Origin of the sequence: Capnocytophaga leadbetteri (genome assembly GCF_003054025.1) — a bacterium.
Classification (GTDB): Bacteria; Bacteroidota; Bacteroidia; order Flavobacteriales; family Flavobacteriaceae; genus Capnocytophaga; species Capnocytophaga leadbetteri.
This window is the reverse complement of the sequence record NZ_QBKG01000003.1, coordinates 156,835-179,789: the sequence shown is the minus strand read 5'-3', so window position 1 is coordinate 179,789 and position 22,955 is coordinate 156,835. Positions and strand designations below refer to the sequence as shown.

18 protein-coding genes are annotated in these 22,955 nt (G+C 38.7%); 10 read left to right on the top strand and 8 right to left on the bottom strand.

Translation table 11 applies throughout. The features are described 5' to 3' along the window. Positions 1–127 precede the first annotated feature (127 nt). Genes C8P65_RS04715 through C8P65_RS04685 form a run of 7 tightly spaced genes read left to right on the top strand, consistent with a single transcriptional unit; the run spans position 128 to position 8,594 of the window. A complete protein-coding gene (locus C8P65_RS04715; protein ID WP_107781744.1) occupies positions 128–1,753 on the top strand; it encodes an McrB family protein in 1,626 nt (541 codons plus the stop codon). After that, positions 1,719–3,062, top strand: a complete 1,344-nt coding sequence (locus C8P65_RS04710) for an McrC family protein (RefSeq protein WP_245887323.1) — start codon at positions 1,719–1,721, stop codon at positions 3,060–3,062. The genes C8P65_RS04715 and C8P65_RS04710 overlap by 35 nt, the downstream gene beginning before the upstream one ends. A gap of 29 nt (positions 3,063–3,091) precedes the next feature. Next, positions 3,092–4,243, top strand: coding sequence for a VWA domain-containing protein (locus C8P65_RS04705; RefSeq protein ID WP_107781742.1), 1,152 nt, complete (start codon positions 3,092–3,094; stop codon positions 4,241–4,243). A 13-nt stretch (positions 4,244–4,256) separates the two neighbouring features. Beyond that, entirely contained in the window at positions 4,257–4,943 is a 687-nt protein-coding gene (locus C8P65_RS04700; RefSeq protein WP_095914280.1) for an LOG family protein, read from the top strand. A gap of 13 nt (positions 4,944–4,956) precedes the next feature. After that, a complete protein-coding gene (locus C8P65_RS04695) occupies positions 4,957–7,113 on the top strand; it encodes a S46 family peptidase (RefSeq protein ID WP_107781740.1) in 2,157 nt (718 codons plus the stop codon). A gap of 51 nt (positions 7,114–7,164) precedes the next feature. Continuing rightward, complete coding sequence (gene deoC, locus C8P65_RS04690; RefSeq protein WP_107781738.1) at positions 7,165–7,827, top strand: deoxyribose-phosphate aldolase; 663 nt, start codon at positions 7,165–7,167, stop codon at positions 7,825–7,827. Continuing rightward, positions 7,827–8,594, top strand: coding sequence for an exodeoxyribonuclease III (locus C8P65_RS04685; RefSeq protein ID WP_009392564.1), 768 nt, complete (start codon positions 7,827–7,829; stop codon positions 8,592–8,594). Before deoC ends, C8P65_RS04685 begins: the two co-directional genes overlap by 1 nt. Positions 8,595–8,680: 86 nt before the next feature. Here C8P65_RS04685 and C8P65_RS04680 read toward each other — a convergent pair whose 3' ends face one another. The 4 genes from C8P65_RS04680 to C8P65_RS04665 form a co-directional block, all read right to left on the bottom strand. Next, complete coding sequence (locus C8P65_RS04680) at positions 8,681–9,688, bottom strand: 3-oxoacyl-ACP synthase III family protein (protein ID WP_107781736.1); 1,008 nt, start codon at positions 9,686–9,688, stop codon at positions 8,681–8,683. Between the two features lie 86 nt (positions 9,689–9,774). Beyond that, positions 9,775–10,737 (bottom strand): type I phosphomannose isomerase catalytic subunit, encoded by a 963-nt coding sequence (locus C8P65_RS04675; RefSeq protein ID WP_107781734.1) that lies wholly within the window; start codon positions 10,735–10,737, stop codon positions 9,775–9,777. 72 nt (positions 10,738–10,809) lie between these two features. Beyond that, the gene (locus C8P65_RS04670) at positions 10,810–11,526 is read right to left on the bottom strand and encodes a nitroreductase family protein (protein WP_107781732.1); all 717 of its coding nucleotides are present in this window, start codon (positions 11,524–11,526) and stop codon (positions 10,810–10,812) included. A 96-nt stretch (positions 11,527–11,622) separates the two neighbouring features. Continuing rightward, on the bottom strand, positions 11,623–12,426 hold the full coding sequence (locus C8P65_RS04665) for a tyrosine-type recombinase/integrase (RefSeq protein WP_107781730.1): 804 nt from the start codon (positions 12,424–12,426) through the stop codon (positions 11,623–11,625). Positions 12,427–12,534: 108 nt separating this feature from the next. Here C8P65_RS04665 and C8P65_RS04660 point away from each other — a divergent pair, with 108 nt between their 5' ends. Beyond that, complete coding sequence (locus C8P65_RS04660) at positions 12,535–13,857, top strand: restriction endonuclease subunit S (protein ID WP_342747624.1); 1,323 nt, start codon at positions 12,535–12,537, stop codon at positions 13,855–13,857. Here C8P65_RS04660 and C8P65_RS04655 read toward each other — a convergent pair. From C8P65_RS04655 to hsdR, 3 genes are read right to left on the bottom strand one after another with little or no spacing between them, the layout of a single operon-like run. Then, positions 13,854–15,350, bottom strand: a complete 1,497-nt coding sequence (locus tag C8P65_RS04655) for a restriction endonuclease subunit S (protein ID WP_107781726.1) — start codon at positions 15,348–15,350, stop codon at positions 13,854–13,856. The genes C8P65_RS04660 and C8P65_RS04655 overlap by 4 nt on opposite strands. Then, positions 15,347–16,846, bottom strand: coding sequence for a class I SAM-dependent DNA methyltransferase (locus tag C8P65_RS04650; RefSeq protein WP_107781724.1), 1,500 nt, complete (start codon positions 16,844–16,846; stop codon positions 15,347–15,349). The genes C8P65_RS04655 and C8P65_RS04650 overlap by 4 nt, the downstream gene beginning before the upstream one ends. Positions 16,847–16,849: 3 nt before the next feature. After that, entirely contained in the window at positions 16,850–19,237 is a 2,388-nt protein-coding gene (hsdR, locus tag C8P65_RS04645) for an EcoAI/FtnUII family type I restriction enzme subunit R (protein WP_107781722.1), read from the bottom strand. A gap of 448 nt (positions 19,238–19,685) precedes the next feature. On the opposite strand from hsdR, the gene C8P65_RS04640 reads away from it, so the two are divergent. After that, positions 19,686–20,225, top strand: a complete 540-nt coding sequence (locus C8P65_RS04640; protein WP_107781720.1) for a nucleotide exchange factor GrpE — start codon at positions 19,686–19,688, stop codon at positions 20,223–20,225. 11 nt (positions 20,226–20,236) lie between these two features. Next, positions 20,237–21,358: a molecular chaperone DnaJ gene (gene dnaJ, locus C8P65_RS04635; RefSeq protein ID WP_107781718.1), complete on the top strand. Its 1,122-nt coding sequence runs from the start codon at positions 20,237–20,239 to the stop codon at positions 21,356–21,358. 99 nt (positions 21,359–21,457) lie between these two features. Here the strand turns inward: dnaJ and rpoN are convergent, their stop codons facing one another. Next, the gene (rpoN, locus tag C8P65_RS04630; protein ID WP_095914295.1) at positions 21,458–22,924 is read right to left on the bottom strand and encodes an RNA polymerase factor sigma-54; all 1,467 of its coding nucleotides are present in this window, start codon (positions 22,922–22,924) and stop codon (positions 21,458–21,460) included. Positions 22,925–22,955: the final 31 nt, after the last annotated feature.

Here is a 22,955-nt window from a genome sequence, read left to right as displayed (position 1 = left end):
AAAAAGTTTAAATGTAAATGTTGTGTATTTTAGAGGGAGGGGCTAAATGTAAGAAATCAGTCAAAAAAGTCAATCAAACTAATTCTGATTGACTATGATACTATAGAATTATAAAAAGAAGAATAATATGAACGATTACGAAAAGTTTAAATGTTTATTAGAATATTTTGTAGCGCACTTGGAGTATTGCGTTACCGAAAACAAGAATAATAGAGGCTATGATAAATACATCAAACCTTTTGAAGAAAAAGGGAGTTTTAAATGGAGTGGTTTTGGTCGTAAAGAAGAAAAAATACAAAACCAAGTTAAGAATTGGGAAAACTATCAAAATGGTAGAATTACTATAAATATATTAGCTTCTTCTTACACCAATAGAGGTAGTTATTTAAATTGGATACACACTTCAATAAATGTAATTGCTGTTTGGCAAAAGGATGCTAATAGTATTGAATGTCTAAGAATTGTAAAAAACTCATATCCTATTACAAATGCAGAAGAAGTTTTGACTGTTAGTGTACAAAAGTTAGGACTCTTTGATGATCAAGAACCCAATGATAAGTTGCAACATTTTTTTGATAAATTTAATGAGTTAATTATGGAAGAAAAAGGAAAAGGGAATGTTTTTCAGTACGTTCAAAAGCTAAAAAACTCTAAAAACATTATTCTTACAGGAGCTCCTGGTACTGGTAAAACTTTTTTAGCTAAAGAAATTGCTAAACAAATGATAGGTGTACAAGACGATGAAATTTTCGTAAAGAGTCCTCAGTTTGGTTTTGTACAATTTCACCCTTCTTACGATTATACTGATTTTGTAGAAGGACTTCGCCCTGCTAATAACGACAATGGAAATGTTGGCTTTGAATTAAAAGACGGCATTTTCAAAAAATTCTGCCAACAAGCTAATAAAAAGAAAGATAACTTTGATGTATTGTATAATAACTTTATAGACGATTTATTACAAAATCCTATAACACTTTCAACACCAACCCAGAAAAAGCCTTTTACCTTAGAAGCTAATAGTAAAAACTCTTGTGTGGCTATTCCTCAAACAGAAGTTGGTACACGTCTATCAATCACCAAAGAAATGATAGCAGCTTATCTTTACAATGGTGTGATAAGAGATTGGAAACCTTATTTAGTATCGGTAGCCGAGTATTTCAAAAATACTTATAATTTCAAACCCGAAAAAATAGGAAATGATAAAAACTACGTTTTTGTAATCGACGAAATCAACAGAGGTGAAATCTCTAAAATTTTTGGAGAGCTCTTTTTTAGTATTGACCCTACTTACAGAGGAGTAAAAGGAGCCGTCAAAACTCAATATGCGAATATGCAAGGTGAAGACGAGTCTTTCTACGTGCCCGAAAACGTCTATATCATCGGCTGTATGAATGATATTGACCGAAGTGTGGAAAGTTTTGATTTTGCTATGCGACGCCGCTTTACTTGGATAGAAGTTACTGCTCAAGAAAGCGCTATAAATATGGGACTAACTGAACCAATAACAAAAGCTATGGAAAGACTCAATGAGGCTATTGAGAATATAGTAGGTTTCAGCAGTGCTTACCATATAGGAGGTGCTTATTTTCTGAATACTAAAGGTAAGTGCATTCAAGACGAAGAGTTAGAAAATGTATGGGATTATCGCATAGAACCTTTATTAAAGGAATATTTACGCAGTATACCTAATGGAAAAGATGAGTTAGAAAAATTAAAAAATGCTTTCTTTGATAATGAGGATAACGGACAATAATTATAACGGTGAAAAACTTAATTCTCAGTATATAGCAGACCTAACCCCTATTGCCAATCATAGTATAACACACTTACTAAATGAAAATCCTAATTTGTTAGTTTTTCCACAATCTTTAGAGAATTATCTCAACAAACCTATTCTCAAGATTGAAGGAGGCAAGTTGTACACTAACAACATAATGGGATTTGTAGGACGCAACACAAGTAAGGTTACTATCACTTCTCGTTTTGCAAAAGATGATGAGAATGATTTCTTTTTGCACTATATGCTGCAAAAAGTATTGGCTGCTAATGTGTTTAATTTTGAACAGAGCCCTAATAACAAAGAAACTATTTGGGATTTTTGGCTCTACTTATTTCCTTATTGCTTAAAAAAAGCTTATGCACAAGGGCTTTATAAAGCTTACCAACGCAAGCAATATAATGATGCAAATGTAAAAGGAACTATAGATGTAAAACGTCATCTACTTAAAAACCTACCTTTTGCAGGCAAAATAGCTTATACAACCAAAGAACATAGCTACGATAATCCTTTATCACAACTCATCCGCCATACTATTGAGTACCTAAGAACACATCCTATAGGTAATGCCTTGCTGAATACAGATTCCGAAATGCGTACTATGGTTAGCCAATTTGTTTTTCACACTCAAAACACCTATAACAAAAATGCTCGGTATAAAGTGATAATGGCAAACACCAAACCCTTTGTACATCCTTATTTTACAGAATATGCTCCTCTGCAAAAAATATGTTTGAACATCCTAAACCACGAAAAACTGACATTTGGCGAAGAAAAAGATAAAATATACGGACTTCTTTTTGATGGTGCTTGGCTGTGGGAAGAATACCTAAATACTTTTTTAGATGAAGATTTTAAACATCCTGAAAATCTCAAAGGTAATGGAAGAAAATACCTTTTTAAAAAAAGAAAACAACCTATCTACCCCGACTTTATCAGCAGAAGTGGCTCTCCAAAACTTGTAGGAGATGCTAAATATATACCTTTAGATGAGCATAAAAGTTATGGAGAAGATTCAGAAAGAGCTATTAGCATCTACTACAAAACGATTACGTATATGTACCGTTTTGAAACAAATAGAGGTTTTCTACTTTATCCTTGTAGCAAAAAAGATAGCGACAAACCATTTTTTTCTGAAGAACTCTATATAGACGGGAATGCAGAAAATAGAATTTTAGAAAAAATAGGAATGACAATTCCTCAACATACAGAAAGTTTTGGTATTTTTGCCTCCAAAATGAGAGAAAATGAACGTGTTTTAAGAGAATATTTTTCTGAGAGGTAAACCAAATAATAAACAAATAAATAAAATAAATGGAAGCTCATTTTACACGTTGGCGCCTCATATTGGGGCAAGATGCTCCTGCTATGGAAGGGGTTGCCTTAGACGAACAGCAGTCGCTTATGGACGCTACGCTGGCTGCTCTGTATGACCATACCGATGGGAAAGGGGGTAATGCTGGTGGTAAGCGCTCAGCAGGATTGGGGAACTCGGCTCCTAACTTGGCTAAATGGCTGACAGATGTTCGCTCGTTCTTTCCGCCAGATGTGGTGAGCGTTATACAAACAGATGCGATAGAGCGCAAAGGGCTTACTAAATTGCTCTTTGAGCCTGAAACCCTCAAGAATGTGAAGCCAGACCTCTCGATGGTAGGTACGCTGATGGCTCTGAAAGACCAGATACCTGCAAAATCGAAGGATACAGCACGAGAGTTAGTAAAAGAGGTGGTAGATGAGATTATGAAGCGTATGGAACAGAATTTGCGCAGAGCAGTGACGGGAGCACTGAACAAGAAAGCGCATACGCCTATCGCTAATTTTTCGTCTACTGACTGGAAACGCACTATTCAGCGCAACCTTAAAAACTACGACACAGCTACCAAGCGGCTTATTCCGGAGAAATTCTATTTCTTTGAACGTACCCAAAAGCAGAAGAATTGGACGGTGATATTGGATATAGACCAGAGTGGTTCGATGTGTGATTCTATTATCTATTCGTCGGTAATGGGGGCTATCTTTGCGAGTATGCCTGCGCTCGACACGCACGTAGTGGCATTTGACACCCAAGTAACAGACCTAACTGAGCTATGTAGGCAAGACCCTGTGGATATGCTTTTTGGGGTACAGTTGGGTGGGGGGACTGACATTAATAAGTCGGTGGCTTACTGCCAGAGTTTGATAGAAAATCCGCGTAAGACGATGTTTATTCTAATCTCTGACCTTTATGAGGGAGGCGTGCGTGCGGGGCTCTTGCGTCGCCTAAACGAGATGCACGAAGATGGGGTAAAGGTGATAGTGCTCTTAGCTCTCTCGGACAACGGTAAGCCTTATTATGATGAAAAACTCGGTAAAGAGATTAGCAAATTGGGTATTGCCTGCTTTGCTTGTACGCCTGACCGTTTGCCTGAACTCGTCGAAAATGCGCTGAAAGGCAATCCTTTATTACCTAAAGGAAATGACAAATGATAAATTGTAAAAGATGAAAAAACATTCAAAAGTTTGGAATGAAATCAAGACGAATGACTCTTGGTCGATATTTAAAATAATGGGAGAATTTGTACACGGCTATGAGCAAATGAGCTCTATAGGTCCGTGTGTGTGTATCTTTGGGTCGGCACGTATCAAGCCCGAAACGCCTTATTACGAACTGACGGTGCGTATCGCCCAAAAGATTGTAGATGAGGGGTTTGGCATTATCACAGGCGGGGGGCCTGGTATTATGGAGGCAGGCAACAAAGGGGCGCACCTCAATAAAGGTGTATCGGCAGGCCTCAATATCGACTTACCTTTTGAACAAACTAATAATAGCTATATAGACCACGATAAGAATATAAAATTTAATTATTTCTTTGCCCGCAAGGTGATGTTCGTAAAATATTCTAAGGCATTTGTAGCTATGCCGGGTGGTTTTGGTACTCTTGATGAGCTTTTTGAGACGCTAACTCTCGTACAAACCCGAAAAATAGATCAAATACCTATTATTTTAGTAGGGACTGACTATTGGGGAGGGCTATTAGAATGGATAAAGACGGTATTATTAGAGAAATTTGGCAATATCAATGCTGAAGATATGAATCTTGTACATTTGGTAGATACAGAAGATGAAGTTATTAGGGTTATTGAAGAGTTCTATAATAATAAACATCAGTTGAAACCGAATTTTTAAAACTATTAAAATAATGAATACTAAAAAACAAGTAAAATTTATTCTTTTATTGCTTATTTGCAGTTGGTTACCTATGAGCTTAACTGCGCAGCAAGGAGGTATGTGGATTCCTTCGCTTTTAGAAGGGATGAATGCCAAAGAGATGAAGTCTTTGGGAATGAAAATGTCGGTAAGCGATATTTATAGCGTGAACAAATCGAGTTTGAAAGATGCGGTACCGCACTTCAACGGAGGCTGTACTTCTGAGATGATTTCGAGCAGAGGGCTCTTGCTTACCAATCATCACTGCGGATATTCGCAAATACAATCGCATTCGTCTTTGCAAAACGATTACCTAACGAATGGTTTTTGGGCTAAAAACTTATCCGAAGAGTTGCCTAACAAGCACTTAGAAGTCACTTTTATCGTACGCATTGAAGATGTTACGCAGAAAGTATTAGAAGGAACGGCTTCCATTAGCGATGAGAATGAGCGTGCGGCTAAGATAGAGCGCAATGTAGCTTCGTTAGTGAAAAGTTCACCCAAAGAATCTTGGCAAGAGAATCGCATTCGTGCTTTCTATGAAGGCAATCAGTATATTCTCTTCGTAGTAGAAACATTTAAAGATGTACGTTTGGTAGGGGCGCCTCCTTCAGCTATAGGCAAATTTGGCTCAGATACTGATAACTGGGTATGGCCACGCCATACAGGTGACTTCTCTCTTTTCCGTGTATATGCTGATAAAAACAATCGTCCTGCAGAGTATTCAAAAGACAATGTACCATATCATCCTAAGCATTTTTTCCCTATTTCATTAAAAGGGGTAAAAGCAGGCGATTTTACGATGGTATTCGGTTATCCTGGTCGCACTCAGGAGTATCTGCCTGCTGTAGCTGTGGAGCAAATTGTAAATGTGTTGAATCCTGCTAAAATAGGTATTCGCGATGTGGTACTTAAAACTCAAGATGGTTTTATGCGTACCAACCCTGAAATAAAAATAAAATATGCCTCTAAATACGCTAGCGTGGCTAACTATTGGAAGAAATGGATAGGCGAAACGCAAGGTTTGAAGAAATCAGGAGCGGTAGCTTTGAAGAGAAAACAAGAAGAAAAATTCCAAAAAACTCTTGAAAAGAATGGTAAAACAGTTGTTTACGGACAATTATTACCACAATTTGCTGAGAAATATGCACAAATGCAAGATTACGCTTTGGCTAATGATCTCTTTTCAGAGTTAGTATTGCGCAATATAGACCTTTTGAGCAATGGTTATAGGGTATTACAATTGCAAAATGCCCTACATCAAAAAGGAGCACAATCATTTGCTGACCGCCGTCAGAATCTTTTAAACAGCCTTCAAACGGTATTTAAAAACAATGATAAGGCGGTAGACAAAGCTGTATTTGAGAAAGCGGTAGCTTACTACGCCCAAGCGATGCCAGCACACTTACTGTCAGCTAACTTGCAAAATCTTAATGCTTCAGCCTTAGCAGATAAACTGTACAACGAATCATTTTTAACTTCTTATAGCGAAATAGAAAAGGTGCTCAATCTACCTCAAGAGGATTTTGAAGCGCGTATGCAACAAGATGCAGGAGTACAGTTTGTACGCGAATTGGTGTTGCACTATATCGAAAAGGTAAGTCCGTATTACTATCGTTTAAATGATGAGATTACTGCACTGCAACGAACTTATATGAAAGCTCTTTTAGAGTTTGCTAAACCTGAAGATCGTCTTTTCCCTGATGCTAATAGCACTCTTCGCGTAACTTATGGCAAGGTAGCAGGTTACTCACCTAGCGATGCAGTAACTTACGATTATATGACTTATTTAGATGGGGTAATGGAGAAATATGTGCCTAATGACTATGAGTTTGATGTACCAGCTAAGTTGCGCGAGCTCTACGAGAAGAAAGATTATGGCATTTATGGTAAAAACGGAAAGATGCCTGTGTGCTTTGTAGCTACTAACCACACAACAGGAGGTAACTCAGGAAGTCCCGCTATTGACGCCAAAGGCAATCTGATAGGGCTTAACTTCGACCGTGTATGGGAAGGCACTATGAGCGACATACATTACGACCCCAATATCTGTCGCAATATAATGGTAGACATTCGCTATGTACTCTTTATTATTGATAAATATGCGGGGGCAGGCTATCTGATTGACGAGATGAAGCTGGTAAAATAGCACGTATTTCGCCAAAGTTGATTTATCAAAGAACTAAAAACCAAACAATATATGAAATTAAATAAACTAATAGACCACACGCTTCTAAAAGCAACAGCTACTCTTGCTGAGATAGAAACCCTTTGCAAAGAAGCGGTAGAGTACGATTTCTATTCGGTATGTGTGAATAGTTGTTATGTGGCTGCTGCTAAGAAATTCTTAGCAGACACTGATATCAAGGTTTGCAGTGTGGTAGGCTTCCCTTTAGGAGCAATGTCAGCCAAAGCTAAGTATTTTGAAACGAGCGAAGCCCTTGCTGATGGTGCCGATGAGATAGATATGGTGCTCAATGTAGGTTGGCTTAAATCGGGGGAAACACAAAAGGTATTAGACGATATTGCTACTTTAAAACAGTGTGTAGGCAAAAATCGCGTGCTAAAGGTAATACTTGAGACTTGCTACCTCACAGACGAGGAAAAACGCTTAGTTTGCAAGTTAGCCCTTGAGGCGCACGCCGATTTCGTAAAGACCTCTACTGGTTTTGGCACAGGTGGAGCTACTCTTGCTGATGTAAAACTGATGAAAGAGTGCGTACAAGGCAAGGCAAAGGTAAAAGCCTCCGGAGGTATCCGCGATTACGAGACTGCTATGCAGTATGTAGCCCTTGGGGTAGAGCGCATAGGCACCTCTAATGGTATCGCTATTTTAAAAGGTGAAAAAGGAACAGGTTACTAATGAAGATTATCAGTTATAATGTAAATGGCATTCGTGCTGCTCTTACTAAAGGTTTTACAGAGTGGTTGAAAAGTGCTAACCCCGATGTGCTTTGTCTGCAAGAGATTAAGGCTTTAGAAGCACAAATACCTACTGAAGTATTTACAGAGTTAGGCTATACTTACCAGTATTACCACAGTGCCGAAAAGAAAGGGTATAGTGGGGTGGCTATTCTCTCTAAAATAAAGCCTAAACACGTAGAGGTAGGTACAGGTATTGACTATATGGATAAAGAAGGACGAGTACTCCGTGCGGACTTCGATACCCTCTCAGTGATGAGTCTTTATCTGCCTTCAGGTACCAATCCCGACCGTTTAGACTTCAAGCTAACCTTTATGGCAGACTTTCAGAAATATATTGACAAGTTGAAACAAACAATACCTAATCTTGTTATCTGTGGCGACTACAATATCTGTCACGAAGCGATAGACATACACGACCCTGTGCGCAATGCTACTGTATCGGGCTTCTTACCTATAGAGCGCGAATGGTTAGATAAGTTTATGAAGAGTGGGTTTATAGATAGTTTTAGGTACTTTCACAAAGAACCTCATCAGTACTCTTGGTGGAGTTATCGAGCCAATGCCCGCAATAACAACAAAGGATGGCGTATTGATTATCACTTAGTATCAGCTCCTTTAGAAAACCGTATGGAGCGCGCACTTATCCTTCCTGAGGCAAAACATAGCGACCATTGCCCTATAGTATTAGAGGTTAGTGACAAATAATAAATAGTAAATCAATAAAAAAAGGCTGTTGAACCAATTGTTCAACAGCCTTTTTATGATTATTTATAGCAGCTATAACGCTTTGATTACCAACGAATGATAGCACTACCCCACGTAAAGCCACTACCAAAAGCAGCGAGTACCACTAAGTCGCCCTCTTTTATTCTGCCCTGTTGTACTGCTTCAGTAAGAGCAATAGGCACAGAGGCAGCGGTAGTATTACCATACTTCATTATATTGTTAAATATTTGTTTATCAGAGAGTTTAAATTGGTGCTGAACAAATTGCGATATACGGTAATTTGCTTGATGAGGAATCAATATACTAATATCTTTACGACTAAGCCCATTAGCTTTCAATCCCTCTTCTATTACCTCTGCAAAGCGTACTACAGCATTCTTAAATACAAACTGACCATTCATATAAGGGTAATAACTCACATCGTCAGGGTCATTTTCAGCCAAAATCTGAGGCACCCATTTAGTACCTACACCAGGAGTAATCATCGCCAATTCAGTAGCGTGTTCCCCTTGACTGTGCAAGTGTGTAGAGAGAATACCGCGAGCAGGGTCATCAGAGCGAGACACCACAGCAGCCCCAGCACCATCGCCAAAAAGTACCGCCATATTGCGTCCGCGTGTACTCATATCCAGCGCAGGCGATTGCGTTTCAGCACCTATCACAAGGATATTTTTGTACATACCAGTTTTGATAAACTGGTCAGCTACCGATAGCGCATAGATAAAACCCGAACACTGGTTGCGAATGTCTAAAGCACCCACTGTTCTTAGTCCTAATTCTTTTTGGACTAATACCCCACACCCAGGGAAGTAATAATCCGGACTAAGAGTTGCAAAGATAACAAAGTCAATCTCATCTTTACTCACTTGCGCAGCTTCAAGGGCTTTAAGACTGGCTTTCACTCCCATCGAGGTAGTGGTATCAGTCCCTTTTAGCACGTGTCGGCGTTCTTTTATGCCAGTACGCTCTTGTATCCACTCGTCGCTAGTATCCATTAGCTTCGATAAATCATCGTTAGTTACTACATTGTCAGGGACGTAAAACCCTAATCCCTTAATTCTTGATATATACATATTTTTAGTTTTTAGTTGTTATTCTTCAGCTTCTTAGTCTTAGCATAGAGTCACCTTCTAACCTCTAACGGACTAATCACTAACGACTAAATAAACACCTCTAACAAGTCCATTCCCTTAGTTTTAACCTCTAATTTGTTACAAGAGGCAGGGAAAAGCACAGTTTCACCTTGTTTGATAGGCAACTCAGTCGTACCATCACCTATTGTACCCTCTCCTTTTACGCACATATAGATGTGAAAAGAGTCATCTTGAGCAAGAGATTTCTCAAAACCAGCTGTAAGAGGCAACAAATTAGTAATAAAATAAGGGCAATTCACCACTTTGTTCACCTCATTAGCCGTATTAGTGTATTTTACTTTGAAGTCATCTTTCTTCTCGTAATCAATAGCATCAAGCGCTAATTCGGTGTGCAATTCGCGCAGGTTGCCATTTTTATCTCTTCTGTCGAAGTCATACACGCGATAAGTAATATCGCTAGTTTGCTGAATTTCAGCAATGATAATCCCCTTGCCAATAGCGTGCACTTTACCCGTATTGATGAAGAAAGTATCGCCATCTTTCACCTTTTCGTAGTTCAGAATATCAGTAAGTGTACCATTGTTGAGGTGCTGTTGGTACTCTTCTTTGCTAACCGTTTTGTTGAAACCCACAATCAGTTCAGCCTCAGCATCAGCGTGAAGCACATACCACATTTCTGTTTTGCCAAAAGAATTATGACGTTCTTTAGCCAATTTATCGTTAGGATGCACCTGTATAGAAAGGTCTTCGCGTGCATCTATAAATTTAATAAGGATAGGAAAATCACGACCAAAACGCTCGTGTACGTGCTTGCCAAGCAACTCATTAGGATATAAATCAATCAGTTCTTGCAGACTCTTGCCCTCAAGAGCCCCGTTGGCTACTACTGAAATATCACCAGGAACGCCCGATACCTCCCAGCTTTCGCCAGTAATGTCGCTTTCAATAGGTTTGTTGAATAAAGTTTTTAGTTTAGTACCACCCCAAAGACGTTCTTTGAGGATAGGTTTAAATTTTATAGGATACATTTTTATTAAGGTTTGTTAATTAAACACCGCAAAGATACAAATAATTTGCTAATTTGCCAATTTTCCCATTTGCTAATTATTTCTATAAACTTCCTCGAAAGGCAATCTAAATCTTTCTCCCCATATGCCACGCTCTTCACGAAGCCCACAAGTCACCACCATACACACTTCAGCTCCATAAGGTAGGTGTAGCAGTTTCTTAATACGATGGCTATCATATCCCCCTAACGGACAAGTATCATACCCTTCCTCTGCCATTGCAAGCATAAAAGTTTGCGCTACAAGCCCGCAGCTTTTATGTACTTCTACGCGTATATCACTTTCAGAGAGTTCTCGCACCATAGGGCGAAACCAACCGATTACCCCAGAGAGTTTGCGAAAAGCACCTAATAAGCCAAAAAAACGACTGTATACAAAAGGAATTAGTTTCTCGTAAAGGCTCTCTTTATCTTTAATGCGCTTAGCTTGCCTTTCAGGCGGACTATTGCGCTGTATATTACCGCGTTCAAATTCCAAAATCATCTTGGCGTGCTGGCGGTGTTTGTCTTGTCGAGTCACGAAAACCACCATCTGTTGTGCCGTGCTTGCTGTAAGCTGCCCCAAGCAGGCTTGTGCTAATTTTTCTAACAAAGCCTTATCAGTAATATGGTACAACTCATACAGTTGCATATTGAAACCAGTAGGAGCTAGTGTAGCGAGTCTAAGGCATTCACGCACCTTTTCCTCACTAATGGGCGTAGGAGCGTAATAACGCACCGCCCTACGGAAGTTTAAAATATCTTTTAACATATAGTTGTTAGGTGTTAATAAATTAAGTCAAATTAGTAGCAAGAGCTTTAGCTTCAGCGGACAAAAGTACAAAATAAAATCTAAAAACTTACAGTCTTACCAAGTGATAATTTTATCTACTATAGCTTGCTGCTCCGAAGCCGTTCTACGCAAATAGATACGAGTAGTCTCAATACTCTCGTGCCCCATAAGGTCAGCCAGAAGCGAAATATCATTAAAAGCCTCCAAGAAATTCTTAGCATATCTATGCCTAAATGAATGCGGATAGACCACTTGAGTATTCATACCATATTTCTCAGCAAAAAACTTAAGTTTTTGAGCAATGCCACGCGTAGTGATACGTTCTCCTAAGCGGTTAACGAAAAGATAGCCCGATGTTTTCTCTTGTGCTTTGAGCCATTCTGTAGCCTCATTGCGCAGTTGTTCAGGAATAAACAGCCGCCTCACTTTGCCACCCTTAGTATAAAGGTCAAAATAACCAATCTGCACGTGTTCAGCTTTTATTTGGATAAGCTCGCTAACTCTTGCACCAGTAGCAGCCAAAAAGCGCACCACGAAGTACCACATAGGGTTCTCTTCCTGTCGCAGCTGCTCTTTCAAGAAAAGGTAATCCGCCTGACTAATCACGTTTTCCAAATAAGTGCGTTGTTGTACTTTTACCGATTTAAGTCGAAGTTTAGGCTTACCGATATGTTCCAGGAATTTATTAAGAGCCTGAATGCGCAAGTTCACCGTTTTAGGTTTAAAATGCTCTATCAGGTAAGTTTTGTAAAGTAACAAATGCCGTTTATTCAAGACGGAATATTTACTATAAAAATCATTTACAGCATACAGATAAGCAGTAATAGTATTTTCTGCCATATTGCGCTCTTTCAGAGCAGTTTCAAAGTTTGTAACCATATCGTTTTGTTTTTTTATATATTAATGGGTACAATATAAGAAACAGCAGATAATATTTCCTAAGTTTCCTATTATGAGAAGTTCACCCTATCAGGCGAGGTAAAATGTATTGATGAGGAAATACCTTTTGAGATACCTAACGGGTGGGAGTGGTGTATTATTGGAAATCTATTTAATCACAACAATGGGAAACAGTTAAACAGAAGTAATTCTTCAGGGGAGTTAATGAGTTATATTACAACTTCTAATCTTTATTGGAATGGTTTTATACTCAACAATCTCAAAAAAATGCCTTTTGAGATTAAAGAGATTGAGCGTTGTCAAGCAATTAAAGGAGATTTGTTGGTTTGTGAAGGAGGAGATATAGGACGTTCTTGTATTTGGGAAAACGATGAACCCATAATGCTTCAAAATCACATACATAAACTTCGTGCATATCTTCCTTTATGTACACGATACTTTTACTATATTTTTTATTTATATAATCTTTCTGGATTAATTGGGGGTAAAGGAATAGGCATACAAGGTTTTTCATCTCAAACTCTACATACAACACGCGTTCCTCTTCCCCCACTTGCTGAACAGCAACGTATTGTAGAAAAAATAGAGAAACTTATCCCTCATATTGAGCACTATAGCAAAGCACAAACAGAACTTGATTTGCTCAACAGAAACATTAAAGAACAGCTAAAAAAGTCTGTTCTGCAATACGCTATTGAAGGGAAACTTGTACCTCAAGATGAAACAGAAGGCACGGCTGAGGTATTATTAGAACAAATACAGAAAGAAAAGCAAAAACTATATGAAGAAAATAAGCTAAAGAAGAAAGACCTAGAACACAGCACTATCTTTAAAGATGAGGATAACAAGTACTATGAGAAGATAGGGAAAAATGTTACCTGTATAGACGAGGAAATATCTTTTGAAATACCTAAAAATTGGAGGTGGTGTAGAGTAAGAGATTTGGGACTTACAGAAACAGGTACAACTCCTCCAAAAAGTAATCCTAATTTTTTTGGTGATCATATTCCTTTTCTAAGTCCAGCTAATATACAACAAAATAGGATTGTTAATGAAAATCAATGGTTATCTAAGGAAGGAATGTTGTATGGTAGAGTAGTTCCCTGTAATTCTATTCTCCAAGTATGTATAGGAGGCTCAATAGGTAAATGTGCTATTGTTAATAAATCTGTAACTTTCAATCAACAAATCAACTCTATTACTCCTATTTTATGTGAACCCAAATTTCTATATTACTATTTACTTTCTAATACTTTTTTTCTTGCTATGATTGAAAAATCAACAGGAACCGCTACTCCAATTATAAATAAGGGAAATTGGGAACGATTATTATTTCCTCTTCCTCCACTTGCTGAACAACAACGTATTGTAGAATCTATTGATGCTATTTTTCGTTGTATAGAAAACTAATTCTTTTCTATACAACGAAAAATATTTTGAATGGTATTTACTATTCTTTGCTGTTCAGATAGGGGTGGAAGAGGAATTAGATGTTCGACTAATTTAACGCGAGATATATTTGGTTGAGCACCTCCTTCTCCTCTCTTTATGAATTGTTCTCTACTTGCCATTAAAAAATAAAAAAGATACCAATTATTTATTAGATAGGGAGAACATCCACAACAAGCTTGATTAGTAGTGAGTTCTTTGCCTGCTATTGCTAATTTACCAATTGTAGCTCCATACATTGCTATAAGTACATTACCTACTTTATTTATACGTAAAGAGCATTCTTGAAAAGCTTTTTCTGTAATTTTTTCTTCGGTATCAAAAACAATTCCATTATTTAATTCTCCTGTTTTTAACCATAATATTTTGCCATTGTAATAATTAGGATTACTACGAGAAGGAGTTGACCCAGCTCCCCAATCTCCTATCTGCCCCATTCTTGCCCACACCCACCCATTAGGTATTTCAAAAGGTATTTCCTCATCTATACAGGTAACATTTTTCCCTATCTTCTCATAGTACTTGTTATCCTCACCTTTAAAAATAATGCTGTGTTCAAGGTCTTTTTTCTTTAGCTTATTTTCTTCATATAGTTTTTGCTTCTCTTTCTGTATTTGCAGTAATAGTTCTTCAGCCGTGCCTTCTGTTTCATCTTGTGGTACAAGTTTCCCCTCTATCGCATATTGCAGAACAGACTTTTTTAACTGTTCTTTAATGTTTCTGTTAAGCAAATCAAGTTCTGCTTGTGCTTTGCTATAATGTTCAATATGAGGGATAAGTTCCTCTATTTTTTCTACAATACGCTGTTGCTCTTTTAAAGGAGGGAGACCTATAAAAAGTGAATAAAATAATTCCTTATTAAGATGTGGTATAGCAGCTCCTTTTTTTGAATTACGAAGTAGGTCTTTATAGAACTGTATAAAGTAAAGTACATATTGTAAATTCATTACAGAACTTACCCATAGTTTTTTAAATGTACTTCCCATATAACCATCGCATGGAACTGTAAAAACCTCTCCAGAGTTTTCTCCGTCCACCAAAATTATATTATCTCCTTTCGTTATGAATCTCCCATTTTTTAAGTAATTACCTTCTGTTTTTCCTCGTAAAAACTTAGCATCAAGACATATATTCTGTCCTTCTTTTTTCTCTCCGTCAGTGAGAATGCAAATAAATGATAATCTAACTACAGACCAACTATTTGGAAAGTTGTAATCACTTTCTATTTCAATAATTTTCTCCCCTAACTTCTCATAATAGGAATTATCCTCTCCTCTAAAAATAACAGAAGGGTTCTTTTCCTTCTTGATTTTCTTTTCTTCCACAAGCCGAGCTTTCTCTTCCCGAATGCGTTCAAGAAGTACAGAGGTAGGCTCATCATTAGGGTCTTGTGGCACAAGTTTGCCCTGTATAGCTTGCTGAAGTATAGATTTGCGTAATTGGTCTGCTGTCATCTTTCTATTCCTAAAATCTGTTGTATTTCCGAAAGAGTTTTGTCTATTTCGTGCTCAAGGGCAGCACGTCTTTTGTAGTAGTTGTCCAAAAGCTCTGCTGGGGGTAGTATTTCCTCCTCATCTTTGGGGAATTTACATTGGTCGAGGTTGCAATCCATCGCTAAGAGCTCTTGCGCGGTAAATACTCTCGACTTCTCATCTTTACCATCTTCGCTAACAATTTCTACACGGTTGTGCCACCAGTCTTTAATAGGCTGACAATGTACAGCTTGCATAGGTTTGGTTTTTGAAAAATGCTTATACCCTTCGGGCATATCCAAGCGGTAAAACCACGTTTTATGGGTGCAAAAACCTTCTTCAGCTCCTTCTGCTTGCACATTGTCAAAAAACAAGATATTAGTAGCAATACTTGTGTAAGGAGAAAATACACTACCTGGCAAGCGGATAATAGTGTGTAAGTTGAACTTTCTCAAAAGCCTTTCTTTTATAGCCAATTTAGCATTGTCAGCACCAAAGAGAAACCCATCAGGAAGAATCACCGCAGCACGTCCATTTTGTTTTAAGCGATACATTATCAGTACCATAAATAAGTCAGCAGTTTCGCTGGAAGAAAGGTCTGACGGAAAATGCTGTTTGATATCGTTCTTTTCACTACCCCCATAAGGCGGATTCATCAGCACCACATCAAACTTGTCGTCATCGGTATAGTTAAGTACATCTTTTGTAAGTGAATTGTCGTGTACTACCGCAGGGGCATCAATATTATGTAGTAACAAATTAGTTACACAAAGCATATAGGGGAATTGCTTTTTCTCTATTCCATAGATAGATTGAGCCCAAGCTTCTTTAGCCTCTGCCGTGGTAACTTTTTTATCAAGAGTGTTTAGCCAACTTGTGATGAAGCCTCCTGTCCCGCAGGCAAAATCAGCCATCTTTTCTCCTATTTGGGGCTCTATAATTTCTGCCATAAAATCCGTAAGTGCCCTTGGGGTATAAAACTCACCCGCTGAACCTGCTGACTGCATTTCCTTCAAGATTGCTTCATAAATTTCTCCAAAAGCGTGGTTCTCTTCATAATCGGAAAAATTCAGCTGGTCTATTACATTCACCACTTGGCGAAGTAATACACCATCTTTCATATATTGGTTAGCATCTTGGAATGTCGTAAATACAATGCTACTGCGTATAGGAGTATCAGGGGTAACTTCCAAACTTTTTAGGGTAGGGAAGAGAGTATTGTTTACAAAATCCAACAAGGCGTCAGCGGTTAGGGCATTGCCATCACCCTTGTCTGTTGCCCACGAACGCCAACGACATTTTTTAGGAATAAACGATTGATAACTATCCTCATTAAATTCCCAATCCTCCTCTTTTACATCGTATATTTTAAGGAAAAGCATCCACGCAATTTGCTCAATGCGTTGGGCATCACCATTGATACCCGCATCGTTGCGCATAATATTCCGAATGCTTTTTACAAAGTTGTTAAGTGCCATATATTAAGCTATGTTATATATCAATTTTTCTAATTCTTTCACCGCCAAAAAATACTGTTCTTTACCTCCAAAGAATTTGGCTATATGGGCAGGAGCTCCCATTTGTCGGAAAGGGTCAAGTTTCAGAACTGTGGTGTTTTCTAATTGTGTGATACCATCAGTAGCATATTTTTCAAGCAGAGCCTCCAATACTTTTCGGGCTTCAGCACCATACTTGTTAAAAACATCTCGTTTTTTTACATTTTCAGCACGTTCTTTGCGTGTAAGAGGCTTTTTGCCGTAAGCTATATGGCAGATAAAATCAAAATCATCTACCTCAGCCATTCCTTGGTCTTCTTTTAGGGCTTGCAAATCAATACCGCTTTCGCGCAGCAAATCAGTTATCTCAGCTTTTTTTTCTGCTTTATTCCAATGCAGGATAAAGTCATCAAGGTTTGTATAATTGTCGTTGATATTCTTCTTAGTATAATCGGTAACACTCTCAGTTCGCAAAAGTTTGCCATTCGTATCATACACCGATACAACTTTGTTAATCACTGTCACAGAACAACCGTTTTTATCTACAATAGGTTTAGGCGATTTATTTGTAACCTTACATTCACAAGGATAATGCCCACAAATAGGACACGGACATACACAAGGGAATTGCCCACATACAGGGCAGGGCTCAGCAGGAGGAATCACCGTGTCATCAGGCGGATAGTTAGGGTCTATCTCTGCTTCACCATCCCAATCAGGGTCAGCAAATAGGCGGGTAACATTCCGAAAATCCATTATAGTAAAGTGCGTTTTCCCCTCTTTTTCACGAATACGAGTGCCACGCCCTACAATCTGCTTAAATTCAGTCATAGAGCTGATACGCTGGTCAAGCACTATCAGCTTCACCATTTTACAGTCCACTCCTGTAGATAAAAGCTTACTGGTAGTGGCAATAACAGGATATTTTTCAGCTACCGAAATAAAATAATCTAGTTTTGATTGTCCATAAGGGTCGCTTCCCGTAATGCGCACTACATAATCAGGATTTTTTTGACACATATCCGAATTGGCATTTACAAGGGCTATGCGCATTCTCTCAGCGTGATCTTCATCGGCACAAAAAACAATTGTTTTTCCCATTCGGTCAGTATGCTTGAGGTAATGAGTAATTTGTTCAGCTACTTCCCTAATGCGGTCTTCTATAATAATCTTATAGTCGTAGTCCGAATTATTATAAATACGATCTTCTATTTCATTGCCATAAACATCTACTTGCCCCACAGTAGGTCTCCACTCATCACCAATGTTAGTGGTGATATTTACAACTCTAAAAGGAGCTAAAAATCCGTCTTCAATGCCCTGCTTTAAGCTATAGGTATAAACAGGCTCGCCAAAGTAATTGATGCTGGATTGGTATTTAGTTTCTTTAGGAGTTGCGGTCATCCCTAACTGTATTGCGCTATCAAAATATTCTAAAATTTCACGCCAGTTGCTGTCGTCTTTGGCACTTCCTCTGTGACACTCATCTACAATTACCAAATCAAAAAAATCAGGTCTGAACAGCTCTTTGTACTGCTGTTTTCCTCCTTGTCCTATAAGTTGTTGGTAAAGTGAAAAATAAACCTCATACGCTGTGATGCCGCTGTTTAAATCTTTCTGATAATCAACCTTGTGTATAGTTTTCTGAAGAGGTTTAAAATCCTGCTGAATAGATTGGTCTACTAATACATTGCGGTCAGCTAAATACAATACTTTCTTTACCAATCCTGCTTTCAATAGTCGGTAAACAATTTGGAAAGCCGTATAAGTTTTGCCAGTACCAGTAGCCATTACTAATAAAAGTCGTTTTTTGCCTTGAGCGACGGCATTTACCGTATTATTAACCGCATTGCGCTGGTAGTATCGAGGAGGGAAGATGTCCTGACCTACACAAAACGGTTGATTGATGACTTTAAGTTCTTTTTCCGATAATCCTTCTCCATTATGATTTTCACCCGTAAAACGTTTGTAAAGCTCCTCTTTAGTAGGGAATTCATCCATCGCGAGAGTTCTTTCTTTTCCTGTAAGGAAATCATATTCCTGAAAACCTTGTCCGTTAGAACTATAAGCAAAAGGGATATTCATCATCATAGCATATTCTTTTGCTTGTTGCATTCCGTAGCTTATAGAGTGAGTAGCATCTTTAGCTTCTACAATAGCAATAGGGGTAGCCTTATTATAGTAAAGCATATAATCGGCATATTTTGCTTTACTACGAGAGAAAAGATTGCCTCGAAGGTTAATCTTACCATCGGTAAATTTAACCATTTTTTCCATAGAAATATTATCATAACCCCATCCTTTATCCATTATGCTGGGAGTTATGAATTTGAGTTTTATATCTTCTTCCGACATATTTAGAAAATCGCCCATACTTCCTATAATACAAAATTATGCCGCAAAGATAATAATAATCCCCCAATTTCCCAAACCTCCCAGCCCTCCCAACTTTCCCAGTTTTCCTAGCCCCCCAATCCTCTCAGCCTTCCCATTCTTCCCAGCTTTCCCAATCTTCCCAGCCTTCCTAGCCCTCCCAAGCCTCCCATTCTTCCCATTTGCTAATTTTATAAAAAAAACCTACTTATAGTCCTACCCTTTACTTTAGATATAGCTACCCTTTAGGAAGAGCGAACGATAAGCGAAAGATGAACAAAGTATAAACGTCTCCTTATCATCTCAAAACCAGAAAAAAATCCTATTTCCCAGCCTTCTCAGCCCTCTAAAACCTCCCATTTCTCAATAATAACCCTGTCATTTTGTCAGTTTTTACACTATGGCAAATAATTTGCTATAATAAAAGGGACAATAACAGAAAAACAGTATGAATACCGAAGATATCAAAGACGAGGAAGTGAAGAACACTCCTGAAGTAGAAAAAACAACTGCTGAAGCTACAGCAGAAGCCAACACACCTGCTGAAGAGACGGCAGAAGACCTATTAGCAAAAGAAAAAGACAAATACTTGCGACTTTTTGCCGAGTTCGAAAACTACAAAAAGCGCACTGCTAAAGAGCGTGTTGAGTTATTTAAAACTGCCGGACAAGACATTTTGTCAGCTATGCTGCCCGTAGTCGATGATTTCGACCGCGCTTTGGCAGAACTATCTAAGTCAAGCGACAAAAATACACTGATGGGGGTTGAGCTTATCTATAACAAACTTATGACTACCCTCAAACAGAAAGGATTAGAGAAAATGGAGGTAGCACCTAATGATGTGTTCGACAGCGAGCACCACGATGCTGTTACCCAAATACCTGCTCCTACTCCCGATGCCAAAGGCAAAATCATCGATGTAGTACAAACAGGGTATAAGTTGGGCGATAAGATTATCCGTTTTCCTAAAGTAGTGGTAGCACAATAACTAACTAAAAAATGAAAAAAGATTACTACGAAATTTTAGAAGTATCCAAGACGGCCAGTGCAGCCGAAATAAAGAAAGCCTATCGCAAACAAGCCTTGAAATATCACCCCGATAAGAACCCAGGTGATAAGGAAGCAGAAGAAAAGTTCAAACAAGCAGCTGAAGCCTACGAAGTCCTAAGCGACGAAAACAAACGCACCCAATACGACCGATTTGGTCACGCAGCTTTCGAAGGCGGTATGGGTGGCGGAGGCTTCTCAATGGACGATATTTTCAGTCAATTCGGCGACATATTCGGCGGACATTTCTCTGGCTTTAGCGGTGGATTTGGTGGTTTTGGAGGAGGCAGACAGCAACAAATGTATGTCAAAGGTGATAACCTGCGCATACGTGTCAAAGTCACTCTCGAAGATATCGTAAAAGGAACAGAGAAGAAAATAAAAGTACGCCGTAAAGTAAAGGCTGAAGGCACTACCTATAAAACTTGTCCTACCTGCAACGGACAAGGACAGATTGTGCGACAAGTGAATACTATGCTCGGAATGATGCAGACGGCCACCACTTGTAGCACTTGTGGAGGGGCAGGCGAGGTGATAGACAAACGTGCTGCCGATACCGATGCACAAGGACTTAAAACGGTAGAAGAAACCATTCCAATCAATATTCCTGCAGGGGTAGTAGATGGTATTCAACTGCAAGTCAATGGCAAAGGGAACGAAGCTCCGGTAAAAAATGGGGTAGCAGGCGATTTATTGGTTATTATTGAAGAGCAAGAGCACAGCACCCTTAAACGTGAGGGTGATAACCTGCATTATGACCTTTATATTAGTGTCCCTGAAGCAGTATTAGGGGCTACTAAAGAGATAGAAACGGTTACCGGAAAGGTACGTATTAAGTTAGATGAGGGTATACAGTCAGGCAAGATACTTCGTTTGCGAGGCAAGGGGGTACCTAATCTTCGCACGCACTACACTGGCGACCTTATTATCCACGTAAACGTTTGGACGCCTAAAAACCTAACTGACAAGCAGAAAGCCTTTTTCAAAGAAATGCTTGATAACGATGGTTTTACGCCCCAACCCGACAAAAATGACAAGTCATTTTTCGAGAAAGTAAAAGAAATGTTTTCATAGGTTATTGATTATAACTAAAAAGAGGAACCACTCTATTGAGTAGTTCCTCTTTTTATATTCTCTTCAGATTATTTCCTTATTGATATATTGGGGTAAAAGCTATAATTCTTTGCGCAAGCGTGCTACAGGAATATCTAACTGTTCGCGGTATTTAGCGATAGTACGCCGTGCTATAGGGTAGCCTTTTTCTTTGAGCAGTTGGGCAAGTTCGTCATCAGGTAGTGGTTTGCTTTTGTCCTCCTTAGCGATAATATGCTGCAGTATCTGCTTGATTTCTCGGGTTGAAACATCTTCTCCTTGGTCGTTTTTCATTGCCTCTGAAAAGAAATCTTTGATGAGTTTAGTACCGTATGGTGTAGTCACATATTTGCTGCTAGCCACACGCGATACGGTAGAAATATCCATTCCTACTTTATCAGCAATATCTTTAAGGATAAGCGGTTTTATTTTCAGTTCATCACCTGTGAGGAAGTATTCGCGCTGGTGCTCCATAATAGCCTCCATAGTAATAAGCAGGGTCTGTTGTCGCTGGCGTATAGCATCAATAAACCATTTAGCAGAATCTAATTTCTGTTTAATAAATAGTACGGCTTCTTTCTGCGAGTTGCTTTTCTCTTTACTCTTCTTGTAGGTGTCTAACATCGTACTATACTCTTTTGATACGTGTAGTTCAGGAGCATTACGTCCGTTTAGCGAGAGTTCTAATTCATTGTCAACAACCTTTACTGTGAAGTCAGGAATGATTTGCTCAATATGTACATTGTTGCCTGCATAGGAGCTACCAGGTTTAGGGTTTAGCCGCTCCACCTCTTGTACAGCATCTTTTAGCTCCTCTTCACTAACTAAGAAGCGTTGCTGTAGTTTGCTATAGTGTTTTTTGGTGAAAGACTCAAAAGCTTCGGTAAGCATTTTTATAGCTAAGGTTACTGCTGGAGTTTGTTTTTTACGGCGTAGTTGTATGAGCAAACACTCTTGTAGGTCAAAAGCACCTACACCTGCAGGGTCGAGCTGAAAGATGATTTGTTCACGTATTTGCTCTACATGTTTTTCTTCGGTATAGATATTTTGGGTGAAAGCCAAGTCATCAGTGAGATCTTGTATAGAGCGACGTATGTAGCCACTATCATCTATACTGCCTATGAGAAACTCAGCTATAAGGTAGTCTTCGTCTGAGATAGTAAAAGTGTTTAATTGGTTAATAAGCGATTGGTGAAAAGAGACCTCTGCGCTAAAAGGCACTTCGCGTTCTTCATCATCATCGCTGTAGTTATTAGCGTGTAATCGGTAGTCGGGTATTTCATCATCGCTGAGGTATTCATCTATATTGATGTCATTCATATCAATGATATCACTATCGTTATACTCATCAGCTGAGTTGTCGAATTCATCGTGAAAGTCGTCAAGAGTTTCTTCTTCACGCCCTGACTCTAAAGCAGGGTTTTCTTCCATTTCCTGCTTTACGCGTTGCTCAAAAGCAAGAGTAGGAAGCTGCACGAGCTTCATTAGCTGTATTTGTTGAGGAGAGAGCTTTTGAGAGAGCTTAAGTTGTAAATTTTGTTTTAGCATTTCTTATTATATAGGGCGCAAAGGTACGAAA